This window comes from Micromonospora sp. CNZ297 (assembly GCF_007827625.1).
Genome location: NZ_VISU01000007.1, coordinates 276,414 through 301,437, shown reverse-complemented (window position 1 = coordinate 301,437; position 25,024 = coordinate 276,414). Strand labels below are relative to the sequence as shown.

16 protein-coding genes are annotated in these 25,024 nt (G+C 70.9%); 8 read left to right on the top strand and 8 right to left on the bottom strand.

Features of this window, described 5'->3' with window-relative positions:
* Nucleotides 1-147 precede the first annotated feature (147 nt).
* The 5 genes from FB454_RS16125 to FB454_RS16105 all read right to left on the bottom strand — a co-directional run bounded on the left by FB454_RS16125 (nt 148) and on the right by FB454_RS16105 (nt 7,824).
* Nucleotides 148-1,068 carry a hydroxymethylglutaryl-CoA lyase gene (locus tag FB454_RS16125; RefSeq protein ID WP_030269624.1) on the bottom strand — a complete coding sequence of 307 codons (921 nt, stop codon included), beginning with the start codon at nt 1,066-1,068 and terminating at the stop codon, nt 148-150.
* A 25-nt stretch (nt 1,069-1,093) separates the two neighbouring features.
* Nucleotides 1,094-2,431, bottom strand: coding sequence for an acetyl-CoA carboxylase biotin carboxylase subunit (locus tag FB454_RS16120; RefSeq protein ID WP_030269621.1), 1,338 nt, complete (start codon nt 2,429-2,431; stop codon nt 1,094-1,096).
* A gap of 77 nt (nt 2,432-2,508) precedes the next feature.
* Nucleotides 2,509-3,123 (bottom strand): TetR/AcrR family transcriptional regulator, encoded by a 615-nt coding sequence (locus tag FB454_RS16115; protein WP_013283284.1) that lies wholly within the window; start codon nt 3,121-3,123, stop codon nt 2,509-2,511.
* 71 nt (nt 3,124-3,194) lie between these two features.
* The gene (locus tag FB454_RS16110) at nt 3,195-6,038 is read right to left on the bottom strand and encodes a hypothetical protein (RefSeq protein WP_145823139.1); all 2,844 of its coding nucleotides are present in this window, start codon (nt 6,036-6,038) and stop codon (nt 3,195-3,197) included.
* Nucleotides 6,031-7,824 carry an HSP90 family protein gene (locus tag FB454_RS16105; RefSeq protein ID WP_145823138.1) on the bottom strand — a complete coding sequence of 598 codons (1,794 nt, stop codon included), beginning with the start codon at nt 7,822-7,824 and terminating at the stop codon, nt 6,031-6,033. Before FB454_RS16105 ends, FB454_RS16110 begins: the two co-directional genes overlap by 8 nt.
* Nucleotides 7,825-7,942: 118 nt before the next feature.
* On the opposite strand from FB454_RS16105, the gene FB454_RS16100 reads away from it, so the two are divergent.
* Complete coding sequence (locus FB454_RS16100) at nt 7,943-9,214, top strand: MFS transporter (protein ID WP_145823137.1); 1,272 nt, start codon at nt 7,943-7,945, stop codon at nt 9,212-9,214.
* A 16-nt stretch (nt 9,215-9,230) separates the two neighbouring features.
* Here FB454_RS16100 and FB454_RS16095 read toward each other — a convergent pair whose 3' ends face one another.
* Complete coding sequence (locus tag FB454_RS16095) at nt 9,231-10,376, bottom strand: FAD-dependent monooxygenase (protein ID WP_145823136.1); 1,146 nt, start codon at nt 10,374-10,376, stop codon at nt 9,231-9,233.
* 91 nt (nt 10,377-10,467) lie between these two features.
* On the opposite strand from FB454_RS16095, the gene FB454_RS16090 reads away from it, so the two are divergent.
* From FB454_RS16090 to FB454_RS16060, 6 genes are all read left to right on the top strand, one after another.
* Nucleotides 10,468-11,067, top strand: a complete 600-nt coding sequence (locus FB454_RS16090) for a TetR/AcrR family transcriptional regulator (RefSeq protein WP_013283279.1) — start codon at nt 10,468-10,470, stop codon at nt 11,065-11,067.
* Between the two features lie 16 nt (nt 11,068-11,083).
* Nucleotides 11,084-11,524 (top strand): SigE family RNA polymerase sigma factor, encoded by a 441-nt coding sequence (locus FB454_RS16085; protein ID WP_374537981.1) that lies wholly within the window; start codon nt 11,084-11,086, stop codon nt 11,522-11,524.
* Between the two features lie 47 nt (nt 11,525-11,571).
* A complete protein-coding gene (locus tag FB454_RS16080) occupies nt 11,572-13,134 on the top strand; it encodes a recombinase family protein (RefSeq protein WP_013285703.1) in 1,563 nt (520 codons plus the stop codon).
* Nucleotides 13,135-13,806: 672 nt separating this feature from the next.
* On the top strand, nt 13,807-14,973 hold the full coding sequence (locus FB454_RS16075; RefSeq protein WP_013285704.1) for a chymotrypsin family serine protease: 1,167 nt from the start codon (nt 13,807-13,809) through the stop codon (nt 14,971-14,973).
* 3,007 nt (nt 14,974-17,980) lie between these two features.
* Nucleotides 17,981-18,817, top strand: coding sequence for a DUF2637 domain-containing protein (locus tag FB454_RS16065; protein WP_041798987.1), 837 nt, complete (start codon nt 17,981-17,983; stop codon nt 18,815-18,817).
* 439 nt (nt 18,818-19,256) lie between these two features.
* A complete protein-coding gene (locus FB454_RS16060; protein ID WP_013285707.1) occupies nt 19,257-20,198 on the top strand; it encodes a replication-relaxation family protein in 942 nt (313 codons plus the stop codon).
* 925 nt (nt 20,199-21,123) lie between these two features.
* On the opposite strand, the gene FB454_RS16050 is transcribed toward FB454_RS16060, so the two are convergent.
* Nucleotides 21,124-21,828 (bottom strand): 2'-5' RNA ligase family protein, encoded by a 705-nt coding sequence (locus FB454_RS16050; RefSeq protein WP_222433928.1) that lies wholly within the window; start codon nt 21,826-21,828, stop codon nt 21,124-21,126.
* Entirely contained in the window at nt 21,770-23,239 is a 1,470-nt protein-coding gene (locus FB454_RS16045; protein ID WP_013285709.1) for a helix-turn-helix domain-containing protein, read from the bottom strand. The genes FB454_RS16050 and FB454_RS16045 overlap by 59 nt, the downstream gene beginning before the upstream one ends.
* Nucleotides 23,240-23,614: 375 nt before the next feature.
* On the opposite strand from FB454_RS16045, the gene FB454_RS16040 reads away from it, so the two are divergent.
* Nucleotides 23,615-25,021, top strand: a complete 1,407-nt coding sequence (locus FB454_RS16040; protein WP_013285710.1) for an APC family permease — start codon at nt 23,615-23,617, stop codon at nt 25,019-25,021.
* The last annotated feature ends 3 nt before the right edge of the window (nt 25,022-25,024 follow it).

Genomic DNA, 25,024 nt, shown 5'->3' with positions numbered 1-25,024 from the left:
GTTGCCACGGCCCCCGCACAGGGCGCCCACCGACCTGAACGATCGTTAGGCTACCCCACCCGCACCATCCCCGGCACCCCACCACGCCCCCGCACCCCACCCACCCCAGCTCATTTCGTTGATCACGGGGGTGGGTGGGAGAGGGGGTCAGGCGGGGCGGGGGGTCAGGCGGGTTCGGGGGCCGGCCCGGAGGACTCCGGACGGGAGCTTCTTGCCCACCAGGGTCTCGGCCAGCTCGGCGGCCTCGATCAGGGCGTCCAGGTCGATGCCGGTGTCGATGCCCATGTCGTGCAGCATGTGCACCGCCTCCTCGGTGGCCAGGTTGCCGCTGGCACCCGGCGCGTACGGGCAGCCACCGAGGCCGCCGACGCTGGCGTCGAACTCGGTGATCCCCAGTTCCATCGCGGTGAGCATGTTCGCCAGCGCGGTGCCACGGGTGTTGTGGAAGTGCAGCAGCACCGGCAGGTGGGCGTTGCGGTCCCGGACCGCCGTGACCAGTTCGCGGACGCGCCGGGGCGTACCCATGCCGGTGGTGTCGCCGAAGGCGACGCGGTCCGCGCCGTCGCGGGCGACGCGGTCGACGATCGCGGCGACCCGGCGGGGGTCCACGTCGCCCTCGTAGGGGCAGCCGAAGCTGGTCGCCACGATCACCTCGGCGGTGGCGCCCGCGCCGTGCAGCAGGTCGATCAGCTCGGCGATGTCGTCCAGCGACTCGTCGGTGGACCGGTTGACGTTGCGGCGGTTGTGCGTGTCGCTGGCCGAGACCACCACCTCGATCTCGGTGAAGCCCGCAGCCAGCGCCCGCTGTGCGCCACGGGTGTTCGGCACCAGGGCGGAGTAGCGCACCCCGTCGACCTTCTCGGCCCGCTGCCACACCTCGTCGGCGTCGGCCATCTGCGGGATCGCCTTCGGGTGGACGAAGGAGACGGCCTCGATGCGCCGTACCCCGGTGCGGGACAGCGCGTCGAGAAGCCGCACCTTCGCGTCGGTGGGGATGGGCTCCTCGTTCTGGAGGCCGTCGCGGGGACCGACCTCACGGATGCTCACGGAGTCTGGAAGTTCCGCCATCAGATTCACCTCACTGGGTCGAAGGTCAGCGCATCCGGGAGACGATGCCGGTGTCGTAGTCGCCGGAGAGGAACTCCGGGTTCTCCAGCAGCTCGGCGAAGAACGGCAGGTTGCACTTCGGGCCGGCGATCTCGAACTGGGCGACAGCCGCCCGCGCCCGCTCGACCGCCTCCTCGCGGGTCGCCCCGGTGAGGATCAGCTTGGCCATCAGGCTGTCGTAGAACGGCGTGACGGTGTTGCCGGCGACGTAGCCGGAGTCGACCCGGACGCCGGTGCCGGACGGCTCGTTCCAGGTGGTGATCGCGCCCGGGCCGGGCAGGAAGCGCTTCGGGTCCTCGGCGTTGATCCGCAGCTCGATGGCGTGACCGCGCGGGGTGAGCGCGTCCGGGTCGAACGTCGGCGCCAGGCCGGACGCCACCCGCAACTGCTCCTCGACCAGGTCGACGCCGTAGACGTACTCGGTGACCGGGTGCTCGACCTGGAGCCGCGTGTTCATCTCCAGGAAGAAGAACTCCTGCGTCGAGGGATCGAGCAGGCATTCCACAGTGCCCGCATTGCGGTAATTGACCGCCTCACCGGCGCGTACCGCCGCGGCCAGGAACCGCTCGCGCAGCTCGGGCGACACCGCCGGGGACGGGGACTCCTCGACCAGCTTCTGGTTGCGCCGCTGCACCGAGCACTCCCGCTCGCCGAGCGCCACCACCCGGCCGTCCGCCAGGCCGAGGATCTGCACCTCGACGTGGCGCACCCGGGGGAAGTACCGCTCGATCAGCACCGACCCGTCGCCGAACATCCGCTCGGCGAACGCGCGGACCTTGTCGTACTCGGTGCGCAGCGCCGCCTCGTCGGCGGCGACGCCCATGCCCATGCCGCCGCCACCGGCGGCGGCCTTGACCATCACCGGGTAACCGATCTCCGCGGCTGCCGCGACCGCCGCGTCCAGGTCGCTCGCCGGTTCGGTGGTGCCGGGCGCGACCGGCACGCCCGCGGCCGCCATCAGGTTCCGGGCGTTGATCTTGTCGCCCATCGCGCTGATCGCGTCGGCGCCGGGCCCGACCCAGATCAGGCCGGCCCCTTCGACGGTACGGGCGAAGTCCGCGTTCTCGGACAGGAAGCCGTAGCCGGGGTGGATCGCCTGCGCGCCGGTGCTCCGGGCGGCGTCGAGGATCGCCTCGACGTTCCGGTAGCTCTGGGCCGGGTTCGCCGGGCCGACGCAGACCGCCTCGTCGGCCTCGGTCACGAACGGCAGCGCGCCGTCGGCCTCCGAGTGCACCGCGATCGTCCGGATCCCGAGCCGCCTACCGGTGCGGATGATCCGCCGCGCGATCTCCCCCCGATTCGCGACCAACAACGATTCGATCATCTTCTGCACGGACGTGACCCCTTCTCGACGCAAAGCCGGGGTCTCTTCTTAACACGCGTTAAGGTACGCGCGGCGTGTCAGGTCGGGTCGGTGGGCGCGAGCAGGGCCGCGAGGGTCGCGCCGCGCAGCAGTTCGGCCCGGCGCCGGCGGTCCACCTCGCCGCCGAGGAACGGCGTCGAGTTCATCAGGCCGAACGCCGCGTGGGCGAGCACCCGGGCCGCGCCGTCGGGCAGGCCGGGGTGCAGCGCGGTCAGCACGGTGACCCATTCCTCGACGTACATCCGCTGGAGCCGACGGATCCGGCGGCGCGGCTCGTCCGGGAGGCGGTCCAGCTCGTGCAGGTGCAACGCGATCACCGCCGGGTTCGCCAGCGCGAAGTCGACGTGGAAGTCGATCAGCGACTCCAGCGCCGCACGCGGGTCGCCCGGGTGACCGGCGGCCCGTTCCCGCCCGCCCGCGAGCAACCCCTCACTCACCGGGATCAGGGCGGCGACGAGCATCGCCTCCTTGCCGGCGAAGTGGTGGTAGAGCGCGGGACCGGTGACCCCGGCCGCCGCGCCGATGTCGTCCATCGACACACCGTGGTAGCCGCGCGCCGCGAAGAGGCCGACCGCGATCTCCAGGATCTCGTCCCGCCGGGACCGGCGCCGGGCCGCACCCGCCGCACCCCGTGCCTGCTGTTCCACCGCCACCGGACCAGCCTAGACCTCGCGTTCGAACTGGGGCAGCCGCGGTTACCCAACGGTTGCCCCAGCCCGTCGTGTCAGTCCTCCTCGATGCCGTGGTCGGCGCGGACCTTCGACGCCTCGGCCTCCCGGCCCTGCTCGTCGAGCGCGCGGGCGAGCAGCCAGGCGGCCTGCGTGGCGGGACGGGAACCGCTGGGCAGCCCGCCCAGGACCGGGCGCAGCAGCCCTTCGGCCTGCTCCGGCCGCCCGTCGCGCAGCAGCAGCTCACCGGTCAGCACCTCGACCTGCGCCGCCTCGCCGAACGCCTCGATCGACCGGAGGCGCTCCGGCACCCCGTCCACCCGGTCCAGCGCGGCGGTGAGACGATCCTCGCCGATCAGCACCCGGGCCACCGCGTCGGCGGCCATCGCCCGCTCGTACGTGACCACCGGCGCCTCGTCGGCCTCGGCCGGGAGCGCGGCCGCCGCCTCGTCCACCCGCTCGATCGCTGCGACCGCGGCCGGCAGGTCGCCGGACCAGTGCAGGGCGAGCAGTTCCCGCCGCCGGGCCCGCAGCTCGTCCACCTGGAAGCCAGCCAGCCGCCAGGCGGTCGCCGCCGCCGCGAACCGCTGCGCGGCCAGGGCGTCCCGGTCGGCGTCGTAGAGCAGGCCACCGGACTCCTCCAGCACCTGCGCCCGGTGGGGGAGATTGTCCGGCCCGTCCAGGTTCTCGGCCAGCGTGTCGAGCACCGTGAGCGCCAGATCCGTCTCGCCGAGGCCGGCGTAGATGCCCGCCAGCATGTGCCGGCACCGGTCCGCCTCGGCCTGCGCACCGGCCCGGTCGAGCCCGAGCACCGCCTCCTCGGCCACCTCGGCGGCCTCGGCCAGCCGACCGGCCACCCGGTACGCCTCGGCCAGCTCCCAGCGCAGCAGCGCGTCGCCCTCCAGCCCCTGCTCGACGCAGAGAGTGACCGCCTCGGCCAGATCCTCCACCGCCTCGCCGGCCCGGTCGGCGGCCATCAGCGCCCGGCCCCGGGTGACCCGCAGCGGCAGGTGGGCGCCGGCCGGGGCGACCGACAGCGCCTCCTCGCACGCGGCCACCGCGTCGGCCGGGTCGTCGGTGGCGCGGGCGTACGCCAGGCAGGCGCCGGTGAGCATCTCGGCGTCGCCCAGCTCGCCCGCCAGCCGACGGGACCGCGCCGCCGCGTCCCGGAACTCCTCGGCCCGCTCCAACTGCTCCAGCACGTGCGTGCGGTGCAGCGCGACCCGCCCGGCCAGCCACGGATCGGCGTCCGCCTCCGCCTCGGCCCGGTCGAGCGCGTCGAGCGCCTCCGCCCACTGCTCGCGGTGCACGTGGGCGAGGGCGAGCCGGTCCCAGCCGGCGGCCCGGTCACGCGGCTCGCCGTGCTCGGTCAGGTAGCCGGCCGACTCCCGGGCCAGGGCCATCCCCTCGTCCGCGCTCTCCTCGACCATGCTGAGCAGCACACCGAGCCGCCCGGCCACCACCTGGGCGCGCAGCGGGTCCGGCACCTCCCGCCACGCGGCGAGCGCCTCGCGGTTGACCTCGATCGCCACCGGCACGCCGTCGTCGTCCTGGGACAGCTCACCGGCCCGCAGCTCCAGCCGCCAGGCGCGGGTGGTCGCGGGCACGTCGGCGTCACCGAACCGCTCGTCGTACGCGTGCAACGCGGCGACCAGGCCGTCCCGGCGGTTGGTGCGCCAGCACTCCTCGGCCAGCGCGAGCAGTTCGTCCGCGCCGGCGTCGGCGGGCACCGTCACCGGCTGCGGAGAGGCCACCGGCGCGTCCGAGCCGGTCCGCGGGGCGGGCACCGCCGGGCGGCGCAGGCTCGCGGAGAGCGGCAGGTGCTCGCCGACCGGCCCGGCCGCCAGCTTGCGGGCGATCAGGCCGGACTGGTGCGTGGTGCCGTTGCGCGCGTCGAACCGCTCGGCCAGCGCGGTCGCCGTACCGGCCAGCTCGTCGGCGAGCGCACCCGCCGGCACGTCTGCGGCCGGCCGCTCGCCGGAGGCGCGGCGGTGCACAGTCAGCTCGGCCGGCACCTGACGCAGCGCGGCCGAGGCGGCGGCCGCGAAGTGCATCGCGGCAGCAGGGGTGGGCGCGCGGTCCAGCCAGTCCAGGTGGCGCTCGACCAGTTCCAGGGCGCGGGCCTCGTTGCCGGTCACGGTGCAGAACTCGACGTGGTCGGCGATGTCCCACAGGTCGGCGAGGTGCCCGCGCACCCGCCGGTACGCCTCCCGGTGCGCGTCCCGCGCCGCGTCGGTGCGGCCGGTCTCGCGGTAGGGCGTGAGCAGCGCGGTGAGGATCCCCTGCGGCTGCTCGCTACAGGTGAGCCGCCCGGCGAGCACCGGCTCGGCCAGCGCCACCGCCTCCTCGTGGCGGCCGTGCCGCACCAGGTGCGCGACCTGCGTGGTCGGGTCGCAGCCGGCGCAGTCGGAGAGCGTGTCGCGCGGGGTGGTCATCCACTTGCGGTACCACTGCTCCGCCGCCTCGTCGTCGCCCAGGTGCGCGGCCACCAGGTAGCGGTGCTTGTAGACCGCCTGGAGCGAGTGCCCGGAGTCGCGGTAACGCCGCTCCATGTCGTCGAGCACCGCGTACGTCCGGTCCAGCGGCAGCTCCGGGAACTTCACCATGGCGTTGACCATGTACTTGAAGAACCAGAGCAGCTGGTGCGTGTAGCGCTGGTGGTAGGGCTGCGGATCCTTGTCGTACTCGGCCAGGCACCAGGAGAACGTGACGAAGGACTTCGCCGGTTCGCCGCCGTAGACGTACGCGGTGGTGCCGGTGACCCGGGCGGCGAAGGCGAGGTGCCTGTCGTCGCCCGCGTCGGCGCGGCGCAGCAACTGCTCCAGCGCGGCGATCTGCCCCGGCCCGTACGGCATGGATTCGATCTCGTGGTGCATCCGCCAGAGGTCGTCGTCAGTCACGGGTCTCTCCCGGTACGGCCCGGCCGAGCAGGCCGAGGAAGGAACTGTTCAGCAGTGCGGCGTCGGCCGCCCGGATCGGGTGGTGCCCGAGCAGCAGGGCCTGCCCGTAGAGCGCCTCGACGGCCAGCCCGACCAGCTCCGGGTCGGCGAGCGTGGTGACCCGGCGGACCAGCGGGTTGCGGTGGTTGAGCACCAGTTGCGGGCGGTCCGGCGGCGCTGAGGCGGCGAGCGCGTCGAGCACGCCGCCCCACAGCTCGTCGGCCTTGTCCCGGCTGGCGGCGAGCTGGTCGTGGAACGCGGCCGACCGGGACACCAGGTAGAGCGCCGGCAGCGAGACCGGGTCGTACGCCCGGATCACGACCTCACAGCCGAGCCGTTCCAGGGCCCGCTGCGCGGCGGTGAGGAACGGCCGCAGGGCCAGTTCGGTCGCCGGGTCGAGGATCTCGAACCGGGTGGTCAGGTCGCTCGGCTCAAGCCGCTCGATCAGCACCGATCGGTCCACTGTGGGCAGCCGCTCGATCAGCTCGGTGTCGTACGTGTAGCCGCCGTTGACCACTGCCACGTCCTGCGCGGCGGCCACGGCGGCGAGCTGGCGGAACTCGTCCAGGCTGGCGGCGTACCGGAGCACGCCGTGCCGCTGCCGGAACTCGGCGAGCGTCATCGTGCCGACGTTGGTGTCCATCGGCCACCACTCGTCGACCAGCCGCAGCATCTCGTCGTCGTGCATCGCGAGCGCCTTGACGCCGAGGTGGTGCACCTGGAGGAACTCGCCGAGCCGGCGCGGGTCGTGCTTGGCGAGGCGGACCAGCCAGCCGCGGATCTGGTCGCCGAGCGCCTCCCGGACGGAGGTGAGAAGCGCGTCCTCGTAGAGCGCCTCGCGGCTGGCGGTGGGCCGCAGCTCGCTGGCGTCGACCACGCAGTGGGCGAAGAAGGCCCACTCGGGCAGCAGCCCGTCGGCGTGCTCGCTGAGCAGCATCCGCTTGAGGTAGACCCGGTGCCCGGCCCGGGCGGCCGGGTTCACCGCGGCGGGCAGGATGAACGCCACGCCGGTCAGGCCGGCTTCGGGCACCGACAGCGGCACCACGTCGAACGGGACGAACCCGAGCAGCTCCTGCGCGTACCGCTGGAGGGCGGCCCGGTCGACCGGCGCACCGGGCGTGGTCGGCCACGGCGGCGGGCCGGCGGTGGTCGGCGTGTCACCGACCCGCACGTCGACCGGCAGCAGGCCGCCGTAGAGGCGGGCCAGCTCGGTGACAGTGGGTACGCCGAGCCACTGGTCGGCGTCGCGCCGGGGCACCAGCGTGACTGTCGTGCCGGGCTCGTCCCGGGCCTGTTCCGGCTCGGCGAGCCGTACCGCGTACCGCCCGTCGGACCAGCCCGTCCAGAGCACTGTGGGCTCGTCGGCGTGCCGGGTGACCACCCGGATCTCGTCCGCCACCAGGAAGCAGGAGAGCAGGCCGATGCCGAACTGGCCGAGGAACTCGTGCCGGGAGAAGCCCAGCTCGTCGCGCTTGGAGCTGCGGCCGATGGTGGCGAGCAGTTCGTGCACCTGCGCCTCGGTCAGGCCGATGCCGGTGTCGTGCACGCGCAGCGTCCCGTCGCCGGTCAGCTCCGGCGGCTCGATGCGGACCCGGGCCGGGGCTTTCGGTTCGGTGGACCGGCGCGCGGTGATCGCGTCGACGGCGTTCTGGAGCAGCTCGCGCACGTAGACCCGCGGACTGCCGTAGAGGTGATGACTGAGCAGGTCGACCACGCCACGGAGGTCCACCTGGAAGGTGCGGTCCAATCGCGCTCCCGGTTCGGATTTTCGGCGCTCACCGTACCGGTCAGCGCCGACAGTGTCCGTCCCGTTTCACCCCGGCGGCTTGACCCTCCACCGGGTGCAGGGCACACCGTCTCCCGGCATGACGATCACCGCCGTCCCGGGCCGCGACTACCGGCTGCTCTGGTCCGCCGCCGTCTGCTCGCAGGTGGGGGACTCCCTGCGTACGCCGGCTCTGGCCCTGCTGGCCGCCACGCTCACCCGCGACCCTCGCGCGGTAGCCGCGGTGACAGTGGCCGGGCTCCTTCCGCCGCTGCTGTTCGGCCTGCTCAGCGGCGTGTACGCGGACCGGTGGGACCGGCGGCGGACGATGGCGGTGGTGGACGGAGGGCGGGCCGTGGTGGTGGCGGCGCTGGCCTGGTCCGTGGCGACCGGGCACGCCGGGATCGCCACGCTGGTCGTCGTCGCCTCGCTGCTCGCCCTGCTGGGCACGCTCTTCGACGCGTCCGCGTACGCGCTGCTGCCCACTGTGGTGCCGCCCGAAGGGCTGGCGGGCGCCAACGCCCGCCTCCAGGCCGGAACCGCGGTCGCGGGGGGATTCGTCGGCGCCCCCTTGGCCGGTGTCCTCTTCGCCGTCTCCCCCGCACTCCCGTTCACCGCCGGCGCCCTGACCTTCGCCCTGGCCGCCGTCCTCATCCTCGCCATCCCCGCCCCGGCTCCCCGCCGATCTTGCACTTTCCGCCCCGGCGAGGACGCACAAAAAGGACAGTCGAGGGTCCACAACCGCAAGATCAACGAGGACAAGGGCGGGGTTTGGGAGGGGATTCGGTTTCTTCGACGGGATCGGGTTCTCTGGGCGCTGACAGTCGGGACGGCCGGGTCGAATCTGGCCATCGGAGGGCTGGCCTCGGTGCTCGTGCTCTATGCGCTGGCCGTGCTTCGGGTGCCGGAGGCGGCGTACGGGCTGTTCGCGGCCGGCGCGATCGCGGGCGGGCTGGGCGGCGCGCTGTTCGCCGGACGGCTGGCCGCCCGCTTCGGCACGCTGCCCACGCTGCGTGTCGTGCTGCTCGGTCAGACGCTGGCGCTGGCCGGATTCGCGCTGGCCCGGCACCCGCTGACCGGCGGCCTCGCGATGGCCGGGTTCACCGCCGGCTCCACGATCTGGAACAGCCTGCGGGCGGCGTACGGGCAGCGGCACGTACCCCCGGATCTGCTCGGCCGGGTGGGCGCGGCACAGCGGGTGGCCGGGCTGGCCGCCGCACCGGCCGGCGCGGTGCTGGCCGGTCTCGCCGCCCAGGCGTTCGGCCTGACGCCTGTCCCCTGGGCGGCCGCCGCGGTCTTCGCCCTGGTCACGGCCGCCGTCTGGGTAACCTTCCGAGCGCGCACCGGCCCGCCCGCCGCGCCACCGCACTGATCACCCGCCCCGCGGGTCAGCTATCGGGCCGCGCGGGCTCGAAGCCGGCCAGGCGAACGGCGATCCGGTGGCGGAGCGGCGGGAGCGTGGAGACCGCCCGGAGCAGCAGATTCCGCAGCGGTCGCACGGCCGGCGGTGCGGCGGCGAGCCGGGTCAGCCCGGCGGCGAAACCGAGCACCTCCTCGGCGCGGGGGCGACGGTCGGCGGCGTACCCGTCGAGGGCCTGCGGGCCGGCGGCGAGCGCGTCGCCGAGGGCGACCGCGTCGCGCAGGCCGAGGTTCATCCCCTGCCCACCGGCCGGGCTGTGCACGTGCGCCGCGTCCCCGGCGAGCAGCACCGGCCCGGACCGGTAGGTGCTCGCGATCCGGTGGTGGATCCGGAACCGGGACGCCCACGCCATGCCGGTGACCCGGTCCGGCCGGCGCGCCGGACCGCGCTCGTCCAGCAGCGCCTGGAAGTGGTGCGCCTGCGGGTCGCGCGGCGCGTCGTCCACAGTGGCGACCAGCCGGACCGTGCCGTCGGGCAGCGGCGCCCAGACCAGCGGGCCCCGGCGGGACAGGAAGAGGCTCACCTGGTCGCGCGGGAGCGCGCTGTCCACGTGGACGTCGGCGAGCAGGAACGACTCCCCGGGGTCGGCCGGGCCGCCGAAGCCGATGCCGGCCAGCTCGCGGACCCGGCTGTGCATCCCGTCCGCGCCGACGACCCAGCGTGCCCGGACCGCGCGGCCGCCGTCGAAGCGGGCGACGGCGCCGTCGCCGTCGAGGTCCAGCCCGGTCATCTCGTACGGCCGCAGCACGCGCCCGCCGAGCGCGGTGAGCTGGTCGGTGAGCACCGCCTCGGTCTCGGCCTGGGAGATCAGCAGGGCGTACGGGTAGCGCGACGGCAACCTGTCGAAGGGGACGGTGACCAGCACCCGGTCCCGGTCGCGGACGCTGAACCGGGCCGAGTGCAGCCCTCGCGCGGCCAGCGGCGCGGCGACCCCGATCCGGTCCAGCACCTCCAGGGTGCCGGCGTGCACGACTGCGGCGCGTGAGGTGACCGGCGGCTCGGCGAGCCGGTCGACGACGGTAGCGGTCACCCCGTGCCGGGCGAGCGTGACCGCCACGGCCAGGCCGGTCGGCCCGGCTCCCACCACGAGGACGTCGGTGCGTTCGGGCAGCATCGCTTCCACCTCCGGGCTCGGTCAACAACTGTTTGCCAACGCTTGTTGACTTCACTGTAGAGCCGATGTCAACACGCGTTGGCATACAGTCGTGGACGTGACCGAACCCGCCACCCGCACCCGCCGCTCGGACGCCACCCGGGCGGCCATCCTGCGCGCCGCCCGGGAACGCTTCGCCGCCGACGGCTACGACCGGGCCACCATCCGGGCCATCGCCGCCGACGCCCGCATCGACCCGTCGATGGTGATGCGCTACTACGGCAGCAAGGAGGGGCTGTTCGCCGCGGCGGCCGAGTTCGACCTGCGCCTGCCCGACCTGGCCGAGGTGCCGCCGGACCGGCTCGGCGAGACACTGACCCGGCACTTCGTACGCCGCTGGGAGGCGGACGGGACACTCGTCGCCCTGCTCCGGGCCGCCGCCACCAACCCCGGCGCGGCCGAACGCATGCGCGGGATCTTCGCCGGCCAGCTCGCCACCGCGGTGGCCCGATCCGGTGCCGACCCGGCGACCGCCGACCGCCGGGCCGGTCTGGTGGCCAGTCAGATCCTCGGTCTCGCGCTCACCCGGTACGTCGTCCGGCTGCCACCCGTGGTGGACCTCGACCCCGAGGAACTGGCCGACTGGGTCGGCCCGACGATTCAGCGCTACCTGACCCAACCTTTGCCCCCGTCCCGCGCGTCTGGCGGGTGACGGAGGGAGGAGCCGGATGGGGCGTGACGCGGACGACGGGCGGGCGGACTACCTCGCCTTCGTCGAGTCGCACCAGCACCGGCTGCTGCGTGCCGCGTACCTGATCTGCGGGAACCGCCACCAGGCCGAGGACCTGCTCCAGGACGCGCTGCTCAAGCTGGCGCTGCGCTGGCCGTCGGTGCGCGACGGCGACCCGGCCGCGTACGTGCGCGCCATCCTCTACCGCGACGCCGTCTCCTGGTGGCGGCGCCGACGCCGGGAGTGGCTCAGCGCGTACCCACCGGACCGGCCGGGTGCCGACGCCGACGCGGCGCTGCGGCTCACCGTGCGCGCCGCGCTGGACCGGCTGCCGCCACGTCAGCGGGCCGTCGTGGTTCTGCGCTACTTCGAGGACCTGACCGAGGTCGCCACCGCCGAGGCGCTCGGCGTCACCGTCGGCACTGTCAAGGATCGTTAGAAGCTATGGTCGATGTTGCCTAACAGACGTCTAGGGGGACGGTTCTGATGGTACGGCGGAAGGCCCGGTCGGGGAACCAGGGCCGTTTTGACAGCAAGGACGCGCTGCTGGCCGGGGGCGGGCAGGTGCGGGCGTTGCGGTATCAGCGCGCGAGTCAGGACAAGAAGGAGCAGGGCAAGAGCGTCCACGACCAGGGCGTGCTCAACTTGGCGGAGATTACGAAGCGGTCCTGGACGGACGCGGGGTCGTTCACCGACAACCACCGCTCGGCCAGCCGCCGTGCGACGAAGGAGCGCGAGCAGTTCGAGTTGCTGATCGAGCAGATCCGCGCGGGCAAGGGCGATGTGCTGGTGGTCTGGGAGATCTCCCGCAAGGAACGCGACTTGGCCGTGTTCGTGAAGATCCGGGACATGTGTCACGAGGTCGGCCTGTACTTCTGGCTGGTCGGTGGGGTGTTGTATGACCTGCGGGACAAGAACGACCGGATGATGCTCGGTTTCCAGGCGGTGCAGGCCGAGTGGATGGCCGAGGCGATCCGCGACAACGTGCTGCGCGGCATCGTCGGCGCCGCCGAAGCGGGTCGCCCGCACGGAAAGATCACCTACGGGTATCGGCGGATCTACGACCAGCGCACCCGAGCGTTGCTGCGTCAGGAGCCCGACGACGAGATCCGCACCGCCGTGGCCGCCGACGGGACGGTGACGGAGTATTCCCACGCTCAGGTGGTGCGGGACAACTTCCGGCTCATCGCCGCGGGGATGCCGTTGACGGCGCGGGAAGCCGAGTTGAACCGGCTCGGGATCCCCGCCTCCCAGGGCGGGGTCTGGCGGCGGGGGATCCTGCGCAAGCAGGTGATGAACCCGGCCTACATCGGTAAGCGGGTCCTGCGCGGGGAGATCGTCGGCGACGGGATCTGGCCCGCCCTGGTCAGCGAGGAGACCTACTGGGCGGTGGTGCGCATGCTCGGCGACCCCGCGCGCACCACGACCCGTCCCGGCCGGGCGGTGCACCTGCTGTCCTACATCGTGCGCTGCGGAGTGTGCGACGGGCCGCTGTCCTCGCAGCGGCAGAACCGGCACGGCTGGACCGGGCAGGTGTACTCCTGCCTGCACAAGCGGCACGTCGGAGTGAAAGCACCGATCCTCGACGAGTACGTGCAGCGCGCCGTAGTGGCGTGGCTGTCCCGCCCCGACGTCCACGACATCCTCACCGCCGCCGCTGGCAGCGACGAAGACGTCACCCACGCCCGCGCCGAAGCCCAACGCCTGCGCAGAGAACTCGAAGACTGGCGCCGCCTCGCCGAAAACGGCGACGTCACCGCCATCGCCTACGCCCGCGCCGAGAAAGGCCTCCTCGCCCAGATCGCCGAGCACGAACAACGCGCCGCCGACGCCGGCATCCCCGCCGTGCTCCGCGGACGCATCGGCGACCACGCCGTACAGGCATGGCAAGAACTCGACGGCAACACCCCCGTCAAACGAGAGATCATCCGCCTCGTCGCCGACATCAAACTCCTACCCGCCGCCTACAAAGGCGACCGCAGCCCCTTCGGCCGCCACCGCCTCCACTGGAACTGGAACTTCGACCCCCACCACCACCCGAAGGCCTGACTCGCGCGTTCCAAGATGGAGAAGGTTCTCCCGGCAACCAGCGGTTCGATCGGCAAATTACTCACCTGCGATTGAAGCACAGGCAAGAAGGGCTTTATCGCAGTTGCGCCGCCGTCGGCGCCATCGTCGCATTGTCGTGGTTCGGTAGCGCCCGTTCGAATAGGTGTATGTCGACGACGGTGTCGATGCCATCGGAACTGCTGTTCAAGTCCGATAGAAATTCTCGGCGGCGCGCAGCAGCGCGAGGTCCGATCCAGGATTTGAACTCAAGGCTGGCCGTGACGACGTCGTGAAGTTCGCCGACCCGATCCAGCGTCGCTTCGAGGGCGAAGACGTCTGCGCCGTTCGGTCCGGCTCATCCTCGTCGTGTTTCCGAGGACGGCCAAGGACTGCCAGCTTGGCGTACAGGATCGGCGGCGTTGGCCCGTCGGCACCCAAACTCGTGCGGAAGCAGAGGATGTCGTCCGGCTGCGAGCCTGGACCGAGGCTGGCAGCTGTGTGCCCCAGTGGACAATGGCGGAGGCCCGCCGCCGCCACCGCGAGCCAGGGCAGCCTACGAGGCTGTTGAGGATGAGTAAGGCAACGACGTCTGTCGTTCCCCGAAGTCTTGTGACGGCGAAGCGGCTCTTGCTACCTTCCGTGAACCATCGATCACGCTACTTTGGAGGACCGGTGCGACGACGCACAGCTCACAAGGCTGCCGCGCTCTCGGCGGCGACTCTGCTCGCCCTGGCCGCAACGCCGACAGCGCAGGCTGTGGCCTCTTCCGCTCCAGCCGATGCGACCACTGCCGCCACCGAGGACTATGCGCGGCTCAACAACGTGGGCATCGACAAGGCCACTGACGCAATCAATGACCAGAAGAACGTCGTCGAGTTAATCTCCCGCACCGGCGTCACACTTGGGGTCGACGCCGACGTCTGGATCGAGCAGGACTCCGGTGGCCAGACACTGCGGGTGCGCACCGCGCGAAAAGATGTCGCATCCGCCTTCGCCGAACTGCGGCTGTCCAGCCTGACCACCGTCTCGGTGGTCGATGGAACACCGATCAGCAACAGGCGACCCGAGTTGACGACACAGGTCGAGGCTGCAGTACGTCAGGTCTCCCCGGGGGTGCAGGGCATGTACGTCCGGACGGCAGACGGAGCACTGGTCATCGAAACCACAGACAGCGGCAGTGGGTCAGTAGCTCAGGCGGTGAAGGACGCTACCGGTTTTCCCGAGGTCGTGCTCAAGCACCTGCAGGACGCCGGCGGTGACTCTGGGCTGACGGTCCGGGGCGGGGTAGCGCTGACCAGCTGTACTGCGGGCTTCTCCGCGAAGAACGGTTCCGCCATCGGATACTTCTCCGCCGCCCACTGCGGTCAGACTCAGAACATCTACCCTAACACCGCAGGCACCGGCGTCTGGGAAACCAGCACCAGACAGGCCCAGAACTACGGCGCCAACGCGGACATCGCGTTCTACGGCGTCGCCGTCGGCACCGGGAACTCCATCTCCAACACGTTCTACGGGTCATCCTCATCAAGTCCGACGATCGTCGGGGGACCGCAAGACGTGCCGGAAGGCATTACGGCATGTCATCGGGGCAAGACGAGCGGTTGGAAGTGCGGCACGATCACCTCGATCGCCTACAAGCCGACCTGGTCCGGCGCCTGCCCCGGCACGACATGCAATTCGGTCTTCGTCAGGGTGAGCGCCGACCAGGCCGGAGGCGACAGCGGCGGGCCGTGGGTGAACGGAAGTAACGCGATCGGGATCCATAAGGGCGGGGGTAGCGGGTGGAGCGTATACTCCAAGATCTACCGAATCCCGTCAGGCACAACCCTCTACTACTAGCAGAGTTGGTGACGGATGAATCGTGCTGTTCTGCGCCCCCTGCTCGCAGGCTGCGTGATCATGGCTTGCATGAACGGCTGCTCCCGTTCGCCCGACGATGCCTTTGACGCCGGCTCGGCGACATTTGCCCAATATCGAGACGAGGAGCCAGGCGTCGGCGACAGCGCGCTATTGGAGGGCACCGTCTCGAAAAGAGATGAGTGCCTGAGCGTCACCGATTCCACATCAGGCACGGTCTACGTGCCGATCTTTCCTACCTCCTCACTGAGTCAGCCCAAGTCGCTCAAGACCGGCGACAAGGTCTCCTTGCGAGGAGGATCAGTGGAGGCAGCAGCCCCAGAGGGTGCCCAGTTACCGACCCGATGTCCCACGGCCGGACCGTTTTGGGTCGTCGTGGCTTCGTGAGCGCCCGCCTGCAACGGCAAGAGACGGTGGGCCGAACCGACCGGTCCGGCCCACCGTCTGGGTGTACTGCCCAGGCAGGCTGGTTGAGGTCGTGTGACGACACGGCGTAGATAGACGGGATGACGAAGGCCTCCGGTTGTGGAGTGGAGCTGTCTAGGAACCGCTCCGGCAACCAGGAGGCCTTCGTGTCCCACGCTAACGCCGCTCTGAACTCCTCGTGCACGTCTTCGCCTGGCGCGTTTGATCGTGATCACGGGTCGCCCGGGCCGCGAAACGCTATGACGTGTCCTGGCCTATGGCGAAACGGTGGGCGGCGCATTAATGCCGAGCTCGGCGCTGACGCGATTGGCGACCGGTCGTCACGGCCGCGTTCGGCCGCCACCGCCTCGACTGGCGGTGGAAGTTCGGCCCGCAGGACCAGCGGGTGGCCTGACGACTTGACCTTCAGGCAGAGGTGAGCGTCGATCGTGTCCGTCGTCCCGCCGTGATCGGGCTGGGCGGCGTGACCCGTCGACGGAAGGTTTCTCGCCGTGCCCCGCGAACGACTCAGCGCTCTCGCTGCCCTGCCCGGTGATGTGGTCGATCCGCTGTTGTGGCGGCTCGCCTTCGATGTCGCCGCCGCGCACCAACCGAATGAGCGTGGCAACTGCCGGAATCTGCAGTGTGTCGGGCAGCGGGGCATGTGCGCCGCCGCGCGCGCTGCCCGCCGCGCGATGGCCCTCGCTCGGTCTTCCCGAACGACCGCCTCACGTACCCAACCAGCCCGGGGGGGCGCGACGGTGGTCAAACCTTCCCAGCGCGGTTTCGCCGGTTGGTTCGCGACGCGGTCACCACGTGAGGTGACGCGTCCCGTCAGCCGTTCGGCTAGCCTCCCGCGTTGGTCACCTGTGAGGAGCGCCGTCGCGTAGCGGGGCCAGCATCAGTGGCATGCCCGCGCGAGCGCTCATGCCCACCCGAGCGATGTCACGGCGGGCGTCCGGACACGCCCGCAAGGCCGGGCGGTCACAGTCGAGCGGGCACACCAGGTGCGAGCGGCTGGGTACGTGGTTCGGCCCCCCCAGACGTTCCAGGCGTCGATCTCGCTGCACTCCAGCTCAATGTCGTAGTGCTCGCTCCGGCGCATCGGATATCTGCCGTCGGGGGCCATGTCCGGGTCGTGCAGGCGTGCGGTGATGACGCCGTCGCACGGCAGCCGAAAGTCGCAGACGAGCTCACCATCGTGTTCCGAGGCGTCGTTCGACCGTGGCGGGCATCCGCATCGGCGCGGCCACCACCCCTTGCCGGCAGTCTGGGCACGTGGTGGGGTGCCCCTGCCGGGCCTGCTGGCACGCGATGCTGAAGGGCACGTCGCGGAAGTACTCGCGGCCCGCTGGCGTGCGTCTGCCGATCTTGGCGCAGACGGCGATCAGCTGGCGCTCCGCCCACTGGGCGCCCTGCCATGCCTCCGAGACCCAGCGACGCTTGATGGTGAGACGGTAGCGACCGCAATCTCGGCTCGTGACGCTCGTGGCGCATGCGGGGGTCGCCGGTGCGGCCCACCGTGATGACCCCGTTGTCGAACTGCAGGACGTGGAGGTGTTCTCCGCCCGGACGCATTGATGTCTACTGACCTCTTGCCGCGGCCGGGGAGTGTAGCGACTGCCTCTGACAGCGGCCGGCAAGGATCGACTGCCGTCGCCATCTGACGATCTTCGCCACGGCACTCGCACTCCGTGGCGCCACCACAGCGGTAGGACAACAGAAGGCCACGAACCAGCGGTTGAGGGCAGAATGTGACCACCCGATTCGCCGCTTACGGAGATCGACATCCCAGCATGCGAGACGTCACAGAAAGATTCTCGACCGCGAATCGCGTGGACGGACAGGAACCGTCACGGACGTAGGCGACATCCATAGCACTCAGGCGGACTGGCGACAAGACTTCGCGGCTGATCTGTTGGAGATCGGTGGTTGACTGGATCGGGTTTCCGGGGCGTAATGGAGAGACGTTCCCGCAGCGTCGGCTGGCGCCGTCGGCCACAGACTCAGCGGGCAGGCACCCCCAGTGGGGGTGCCTGCCGTTGCTGGTGCCGACCCTGTCGGGGTACGTCGAGTGATGGGAGGACCCCATGAAGGATCGTCTGTCGGCGAGTTGAGCCGCCGCACCCACCTGAGCGCCTGCGCGCTATCGGTGGTGGGTTCTGATCATCTGTGGCTCGGCTTGGCCGTTCGCCCTGTGTCCACGCTGTTGACTGCGGCCTGCTGTGCGGGCTGCGGCGACGCCTGCTTGCCCTGCTGCCTGCTGCGTGGGGTCTGGCGTGTTCCTTGACTCGACCATAGTGACTTGCCGTCCCCCGCGCCCACGTGAGGGGTCCGCCCGGCCGGGCGTCACCCGGCAGGGTCGCGCCTGCCCGTACCCGGCTGGCAGGCGCGACCCGCAGGCGATCCGCCCTCGTGCCGCACCTGGAACCCACAACCCCAATTTTGGAGAAGATCGTGACTTCACTCGACAACATCGTCGCTACGGGCCCGGCCGTCACGGCCGCCCTCCCGGTCGTCCACGTCTGGGCGACGACGCCTCACCGGGTGTCATCCGGGCCAGCCGGCCACAGGTGGTGGGCCTTTGGCGACACATGACCAGCGACGTCGCGACCCGCCCGCTGCGGCGGGGCGCGGACGGCAGCGGCTGGAGGACCGCGCCCAGGTGGCGATCATGCTGCTGATCGGCGGGGCGGCCGGCGCGGCGTCGTTCACCCACGTGCATGACGTCGCCGCTGCGCACGGCCAGCCGGGCTGGCTGGCCTGGGCCGACGCGATCGTCCTGGAGCTGACCTCGATCGCCGCCGGTCTGGAGCTGCGCCGCAACCGGCGACTGGGCAGAAGCATCGTTTTCCCCGCCACCATGCTGACCGCAGCGGTGCTGCTGTCGCTTGCCGCGCAGGTCGTCGAGGCCGAGGCGTCGGTGATCGGCTGGATCGCCGCCGCCCTACCCGCCCTGGGTTTCCTGGCGATGGTGAAGATCGCCCTCGGCCGCGCCGACCCCACCCCACCCACCTCCACCGCCCAGCCCGCGCCGACGGAGCTCGAACCGCCGCAGACCGTCGACACGTCGGTCCCGGACAACCGCCCGCCGGTCCCCGTCACCGCCGCCGCGGTCCCGGACCCCGCGACAGCGGTCCCCGCCGTCGCGGACCAACCATCGGCGGTCCCGGACCACCCGGACCACGAGGCATCGACCGACGACGGCGCTCCGGAGGTCACCGCGCTGGTACCGGCCGCCCGGACCGCCGCCCACACCCTCACCGCCGAAGGGACACCTCTGTCCCGCAAGGCCCTCGCCCACCGGCTACGCGCGGACGGGCACCAGTTGTCCAACGCCACCGCCTCAGCCCTCGTGCGCGTCCTGCGCGCCGAGACCACCCCGCCGGCACCGGATCCGTCAGCGAGGGAGGTCGCGTGACAGAACCCGAACCAATGGCTTCTGTCAGGCCGAGCCGACGCTGTCAGACCGGCGTGCGCGCCTGTCAGCACGCCCGCGAGCTGACAGAAGTCGACCGGACCTGCCCACCCGCTCTCGCCCGCTGCGGCGGCAGGCGCACCAACGTCACACCCACTCGCACCCTCTGACCATGGAGCAAGAACGATGATCACCCCGCACCGCGAAGCGCACCAGCGTCACTGGCCCGACCCACACCGACTCCTACCAATCCGTCATTCCAGACCCGGTGGGCCCGGCGGTTTAGCAGTCAGCGCGGATCTCCGGTCTACCGTCCGTCTTGATCCTGACCCCCAACCTGACCCCTCACGGCCGCTCACAGCCCAGGTCAACCCCGCTCTCAGCGCTCCGATGCCGCTCCAGACAGACCCTCAACTCTGGGGTCTCCCCCCTGGGGCTGCCCATGCGTAAACCCATACACAGCGCAGATCCGCTGCTGCGGCTTCAAGCCAGCATCACCGCCCGTGACGACCGGCTATTCGGTTGGCTCTACGACCACGGTGTGCTCACCACCGACCAGATCGCCGCCGCCCTATTCCCGTCCCTGGACTTCACTCAACGCCGGCTGCGCCGCCTCACCCTGCTGCGGGCGGTGGACCGGTTCCGACCTAACAAGGCCGACGGCGGCTCCTACCCGTACCACTACGTCCTGGACCAGCTCGGCTACGACCACGTACACGCTCAACGCGGACTTCCACGAGGCCGCCGGGACCAGGCCCGCCGCCGCAAACAGTCATTGACGTCCCGGCCGGACCTGCCGCATCTGCTTGGCGCTAACCAGGTCTTCATCGACCTCGCCGCCCACGCCCGCACTCACCCCGACACCGACCTGGTCCGCTGGCAGCCCGCGTCGGCCTACCACGAACCAGGCTCCCTGTACCGCGCCGGCGGCGACCCGCAGATCATCATCGCCGGAGCGACCGGCTTCCCCCGTCCGGACGGTGCCGGGGTGTGGACCGAGGACGGACGGTCCGTGCCGTTCTTCCTTGAGTACGACACCAGCGGCGAAAACCTGCAGGTCCTCATCGACAAGGTCATCAAGTACGAGCGGCTGTACATGATGAGCACCTGGGCATGGCCGGTGCTGTTCCACCTCCCCTCCGCACGACGGGAGGCGAACCTGCACCACCGCCTCGCCGCCGTCCCCGACCCGACAAAGGTCATCGCCACCACCAGCGCTGAACTACGCACCGCCTTCGCCGCCAGCCCCGCCCACCAGATCTGGCAGCTACCCGGCCGCGCGGGCCGTCACCGCCTCATCGACCTGCCCTATACCGACACCCGCCACGACGACGAATATCCCGTCCATGACCAGCCCGCCCCAGATAAGCGGGACGCCTCATGAGGTCAGGCGGGACAGGCGGCGCGGACGGCCGCCCTGAACGCCCTACACACCGCCGGACATACCCATGCCCGCCAAACCCGCCAGGGCGGGAGCCGTTCTTCGCATGTGGGCGCGCACCGAGGGCGACGAGAGCGGACAGCCCGCATCGGACGGGACCCGTCAGACTCTGTCAGCAGCGCAGTTCGGCGGCAGACCCGCGCCCGTCCGAGTACTCACACCCGACGGCACGTCGCGGTGAGTCGCTGTGAGTGGCGCACTGTTCACTTTCGTGGCCCCTGGAGGTACCGTCCGCGGCCCTCCACCCGCTGCTCCCGCAATCGAAGTCACCCGACCGGCGACTACGTCGACCCGCCGCCCCAGTCCGGGTGGCGGAGGCCGGCGATCGATTTTCAGAACTCCCTGGTGAACCGAGAGAGGAGATGACCATGGCCCCACACCTCGCCCCCACGCCGCGAGTCGTCCTGGGAGGGACATGGCCGCACGCCGTGACCAGCAATCACGTGCGAACACACCACACCCGTCGCCGCCGACCCCGCCCACGCGGACAGCCGGCTGCGAGGCCCCGACCGCGCGTCCCGAGGCGGACGCTCCACTCCTGCCAGGGACGATGTCGATGGCCCGCTACCTGACCGAACCCGCAACCGAGACCGAGATCCAAGCCTTGGCCGCCGAAGCCGGCCTCCCGACCGTCGACCAAGCCGCGACCCTCGCCCGCCTGCTCCGCCTACACCAACCTGCACCGCCACGCGCCGCGTGACCTGCGCCCGCCCTGTCTCGGGGCGGGCGCAGCCTCCTTCACCCGAACGCCGGCCGAGTGAGCACCCTTCGAAGACGGCAACCCCTGCCGTCCGCGACAAGGTGCGGAGCAAGAAACATGAGCCTGGCGATCATCCCAGGGGGTGACATGGCGGAGGTTGAACAAGATTCAGGAACCGAGTTCTACCGTGGCGTACGGTTCCCACACGTACATGCCCTCGTCGCGGTTGAGGACGATGAGCTGGCACGAGGTGATCAGCGCGTCGGCGCTGATTTTCGGGGCGGCGGAGAGGGCCTCGATGAGTGGCGCTGCGGGACCGTCGGTGTTGGTGTAGGCCAGGCTGAGGTGAGGGTCGTAGGGCTCGGCGGCCTCGGGTACGCGGTCCTGCCCCCAGACGTCGGCGATGGCGGCACGGATGGCGGCGCGGAGTTGCCGCACGGGCTCGATCGGCTCGACGGCGATCTGGATGGACTCGGGATCGACGTGGGGGGTTCCGATGGTGAGCTTGAAAGGTGACAGGCGCGAGCACCGGTCGGTGGCGGCGGCCACGATGGCGTCGACGTCGTCGGTGGCGACGTCTTGGACGAAGCCGATGCCCTGCATGGTGAGGTGAAGCCATCGGTTCGGGATGACGTCGAGGCTGGGCTGCGAGGACAGCAGGGACCGGTACTGGTCAGCGAGCTTCTCGACCTCGGGCTGTCCGTCGAAGGTGATGTGCCAGGTGTAGAAGCGGGAGCCGATGCCCCAACCCGGTCGCCAGTACCAGTGATCACGGATATCGGTGGCGTGCGGGACTGCCATGGGTTCTCCAGGTTCAGGGAAGTTGTCGGGCGGCGCCGGTGGCGCAGAACTCGGTGATGGCTGCTTGGACATTGCGGGCCTCGATGCTCGCGCGCAGTGACGGGTTGCCGGCGATGTTGCGCCCGACGCCACGCAGGCGGTGCACCAGCGGGTCGAGCCGCTGTTCGGGTGGCAGAGCGAGCACTGGTGACAGGACCGAGACCGCGCCGTCGAGGCTGCCGGCTTTGAGATGTGCTGCGGCGGCCCAGATGCGGATCTGGGCGAGCGTGCCGTACGCGACCGAGGGGTCCGCGGCGGCTTCCGTCAGGGCGTGCTCGGCATGTTCGATGGCGTTGGCGGCCTCGCCGATGCGGAGCAGCACTGATCCAGCGTAGTTGTGTTGGCGTACCGTGCCGCAGGCGAGGAGGCCACCCACGGGGTCGCTGCTTGCCTGTTGGCGGGCTTCCTCGGCTCGTTGCAATGCTGCCCGTGCCGGCTCGACGGCGCCGATCTCCGCCCACGCGTCCGCTTCTTGGCACGCCAGCATGACGGCCGCGCTGCCTTCGGCGGCATGGCCGTAGCCGCGCACGGCGGCGTTGGCCGCGTCTTCGAACCGCCGCTCCCACAGGTGGGTCTTGCTGACCGTGGAGAGGACCCAGGCGCGGAGGGTGCTGTCGCGGACGGTCTCGGCGCACATCCAGGCGGTGCGTGCCTGGGACTCGGCTGCGGCCGGATGCCCGAGATCGCCGGCCATCCAAGCGAGCAGTGTGCAGAGGTAGCCCGCCCATGTGTAGAGCTCCCGAGACTGATCAGGATTCTGGCGCCCGGTCTGCAGAAGGCGGAATACGCGATCCGCCAGGAGCCCGGCCCGCGCGTAGACGACGACAGGCGGCTCGGTCAGGTAGTCGACGGCGATCCTGCGGGTGGAGGCGGCGACATCGTCGAGGGTGAAGGGCCCGACGTTGGAGGCTTGCGCCCATGCGCCGAAGCTCGCCGTGCGTTCTGACACCGCTATCACCAGTTCCGTCTCGTCCTGCAGAGCGCCCAGGTCCCACCGCAGAGGCTCAGCCATCGCGCCAGGCGGTGCTGAGGATGTGACCGATGGCGCAGGCATCGGGGCGGCGCTCCTGCCGCTCACCGCCGCTCGGTCTGCTTCCGGCATAGCGGTCAGGTCGTCGAGGTCGACCAGACTGCTCGGTTCGGTGCCGAAGACCTGCGCCAGTGCGTTCAAGGCGGCCAAGGTGGGCCGACGACCGCCGAAGGGCCACCGCTCGTAGTCGCTGATCCGCGCCCCGGTGAACGTCGCCGAACCGTTTCCTTTAGCGTTCAGTCTCTCGGCTACCGCGTCCTGAGTCCAACCATGGGCCTGGCGGAAGGCATCCCGGGGGCGTAGCCCGAAGCGGCGCTGCAGCTCGGCGGCGATGGCGGCCGGGGTCACTCCGAAACCGGCCAGTGTCTGGCGTACGTGATCACGCTGCGCCTTGGTGCCCGTCGTCCTCGCCATTGCGGTCACCTCCTACCTGCGGCCTCCTGTCGCACGGTATCGCCCCTCTCATCGGAATCGGTACGGGGCGCGGCGAGGCCAGCGGCCCCGGGGTGGGTAGCTCGTCGCTAATTGATCAAAGTATCTGCAGTTCGTGGGCATGCACGGGTGGGGAAAAATCTCACCACTAATGGGAATCCACTCACGTGGATGCGCTTGGCAAGCTTGCTGAGCCGGATCACGGTCGGTCCGGATGTAGCCACCACCAGTGACGAATGGAGTGGCTGCCACAGCAACGTCAACTGCGGATGCCCGTCGCCGTCGGGTCGTTGACGGCCACCCGGCAGGCGTCTCTCCGCGCCCTGCTCGCGCTTCTCATCCTCGTGAGGATTACCGATGACAACCTCGAACGACCTGGCCCGCTACGGCTATCGGCAGGAGCTCAGCCGCCAGCTGCGGTTTCGGGACCTGTTGGCGTACGGCCTGGTGTACATGGTCCCGATCGCGCCGATGGCGATCTTCGGCAGCGTCTACACGGGCTCTGGCGGCATGGTGGCCCTCGCCTACGCCATCGGCGTGGTGGCGCTGGTGTTCACCGCGTTCTCGTACGCGCAGATGGTGAAGGCGTTCCCGATGTCAGGCAGCGTCTACAACTACGCCGGTCGGGGCATCAGCCCGCCGGTCGGGTTCCTCGCCGGCTGGGTGATCCTCCTCGACTACGTGCTCGTTCCCGGCCTGCTGTACCTGGTGGCGTCGGTGGCGATGCACTCCACGGTGCCGGCGGTGCCGGTGTGGCTGTGGCTGCTCGGGTTCGTCGCGGTCAACACCGTTGTCAACTCGGTCGGCATCCGCATGACGGCGGTGGTCACTCGGGTGATGCTCGTCGGTGAGCTGATCGTCCTGGCATTGTTCCTGGTCGTCGCCGGTTGGGCACTCGCGACGGGCACGGGCCGGTTCAGCTGGGATGCGTTCTACAACGCCGACACCTTCACCTGGTCCCTCGTGGCGGGGGCGGTGTCAATCGCGGTGCTGTCGTTCCTGGGCTTCGACGGCATCTCCATGTTGGCGGAGGAGACCCGTGACGGCGCCCGGCAGATCGGCCGGGCGATGGCGGCCGTGCTCGTCCTGGCGGGGGTGCTGTTCATCGCGCAGACATGGCTGGCGGCGATGCTCGTGCCCAACCCCGGCGGGCTGCTGGCCGAGGGCGACGTGCACGGCACCGCCTTCTACGACGCCGCCGCGGTGGCCGGCGGGAGCTGGCTGGCGACGGTGTGCGCGGTGGCGACCGCGATCGCATGGGGGCTGCCGAACTCGATGGTCGCGCAGGTCGCCACGTCCCGGCTGCTGTACGCCATGGCCCGCGACCGGCAGCTCCCCGCGTTCCTGGCGAAGGTGTCGGTGCGCCGCAGCGTGCCGATCAACGCCACTCTGCTCACGGGTGTCGTGTCCCTGGCCCTGGGCTTGTACATGGCCACCCGCTCCGACGGGATCACGCTGTTGTCGTCGCTGATCAACTTCGGGGCGATGGTGGCGTTCCTGGTCCTGCACGTCTCCGTGGTCGTGCACCACCTGATCCGCCGTCGCAGCGGCAACTGGTTCGCGCACCTGCTCATGCCCGCCGCCGGGTTCGTGATCCTCGCCTACGTGGTGGTGAACGCCAACATCGCCGCCCAGCGCCTCGGCCTGGCCTGGCTGGGCCTCGGCGTGCTGGTCCTGGCCGGCCTGTACCTGACCGGCCGCCGGCCGGTGTTGTCCGGCCTGGCCTCCACCCAGGCCGCTGGGCGTGACATGGAGCGGGTGTGATCG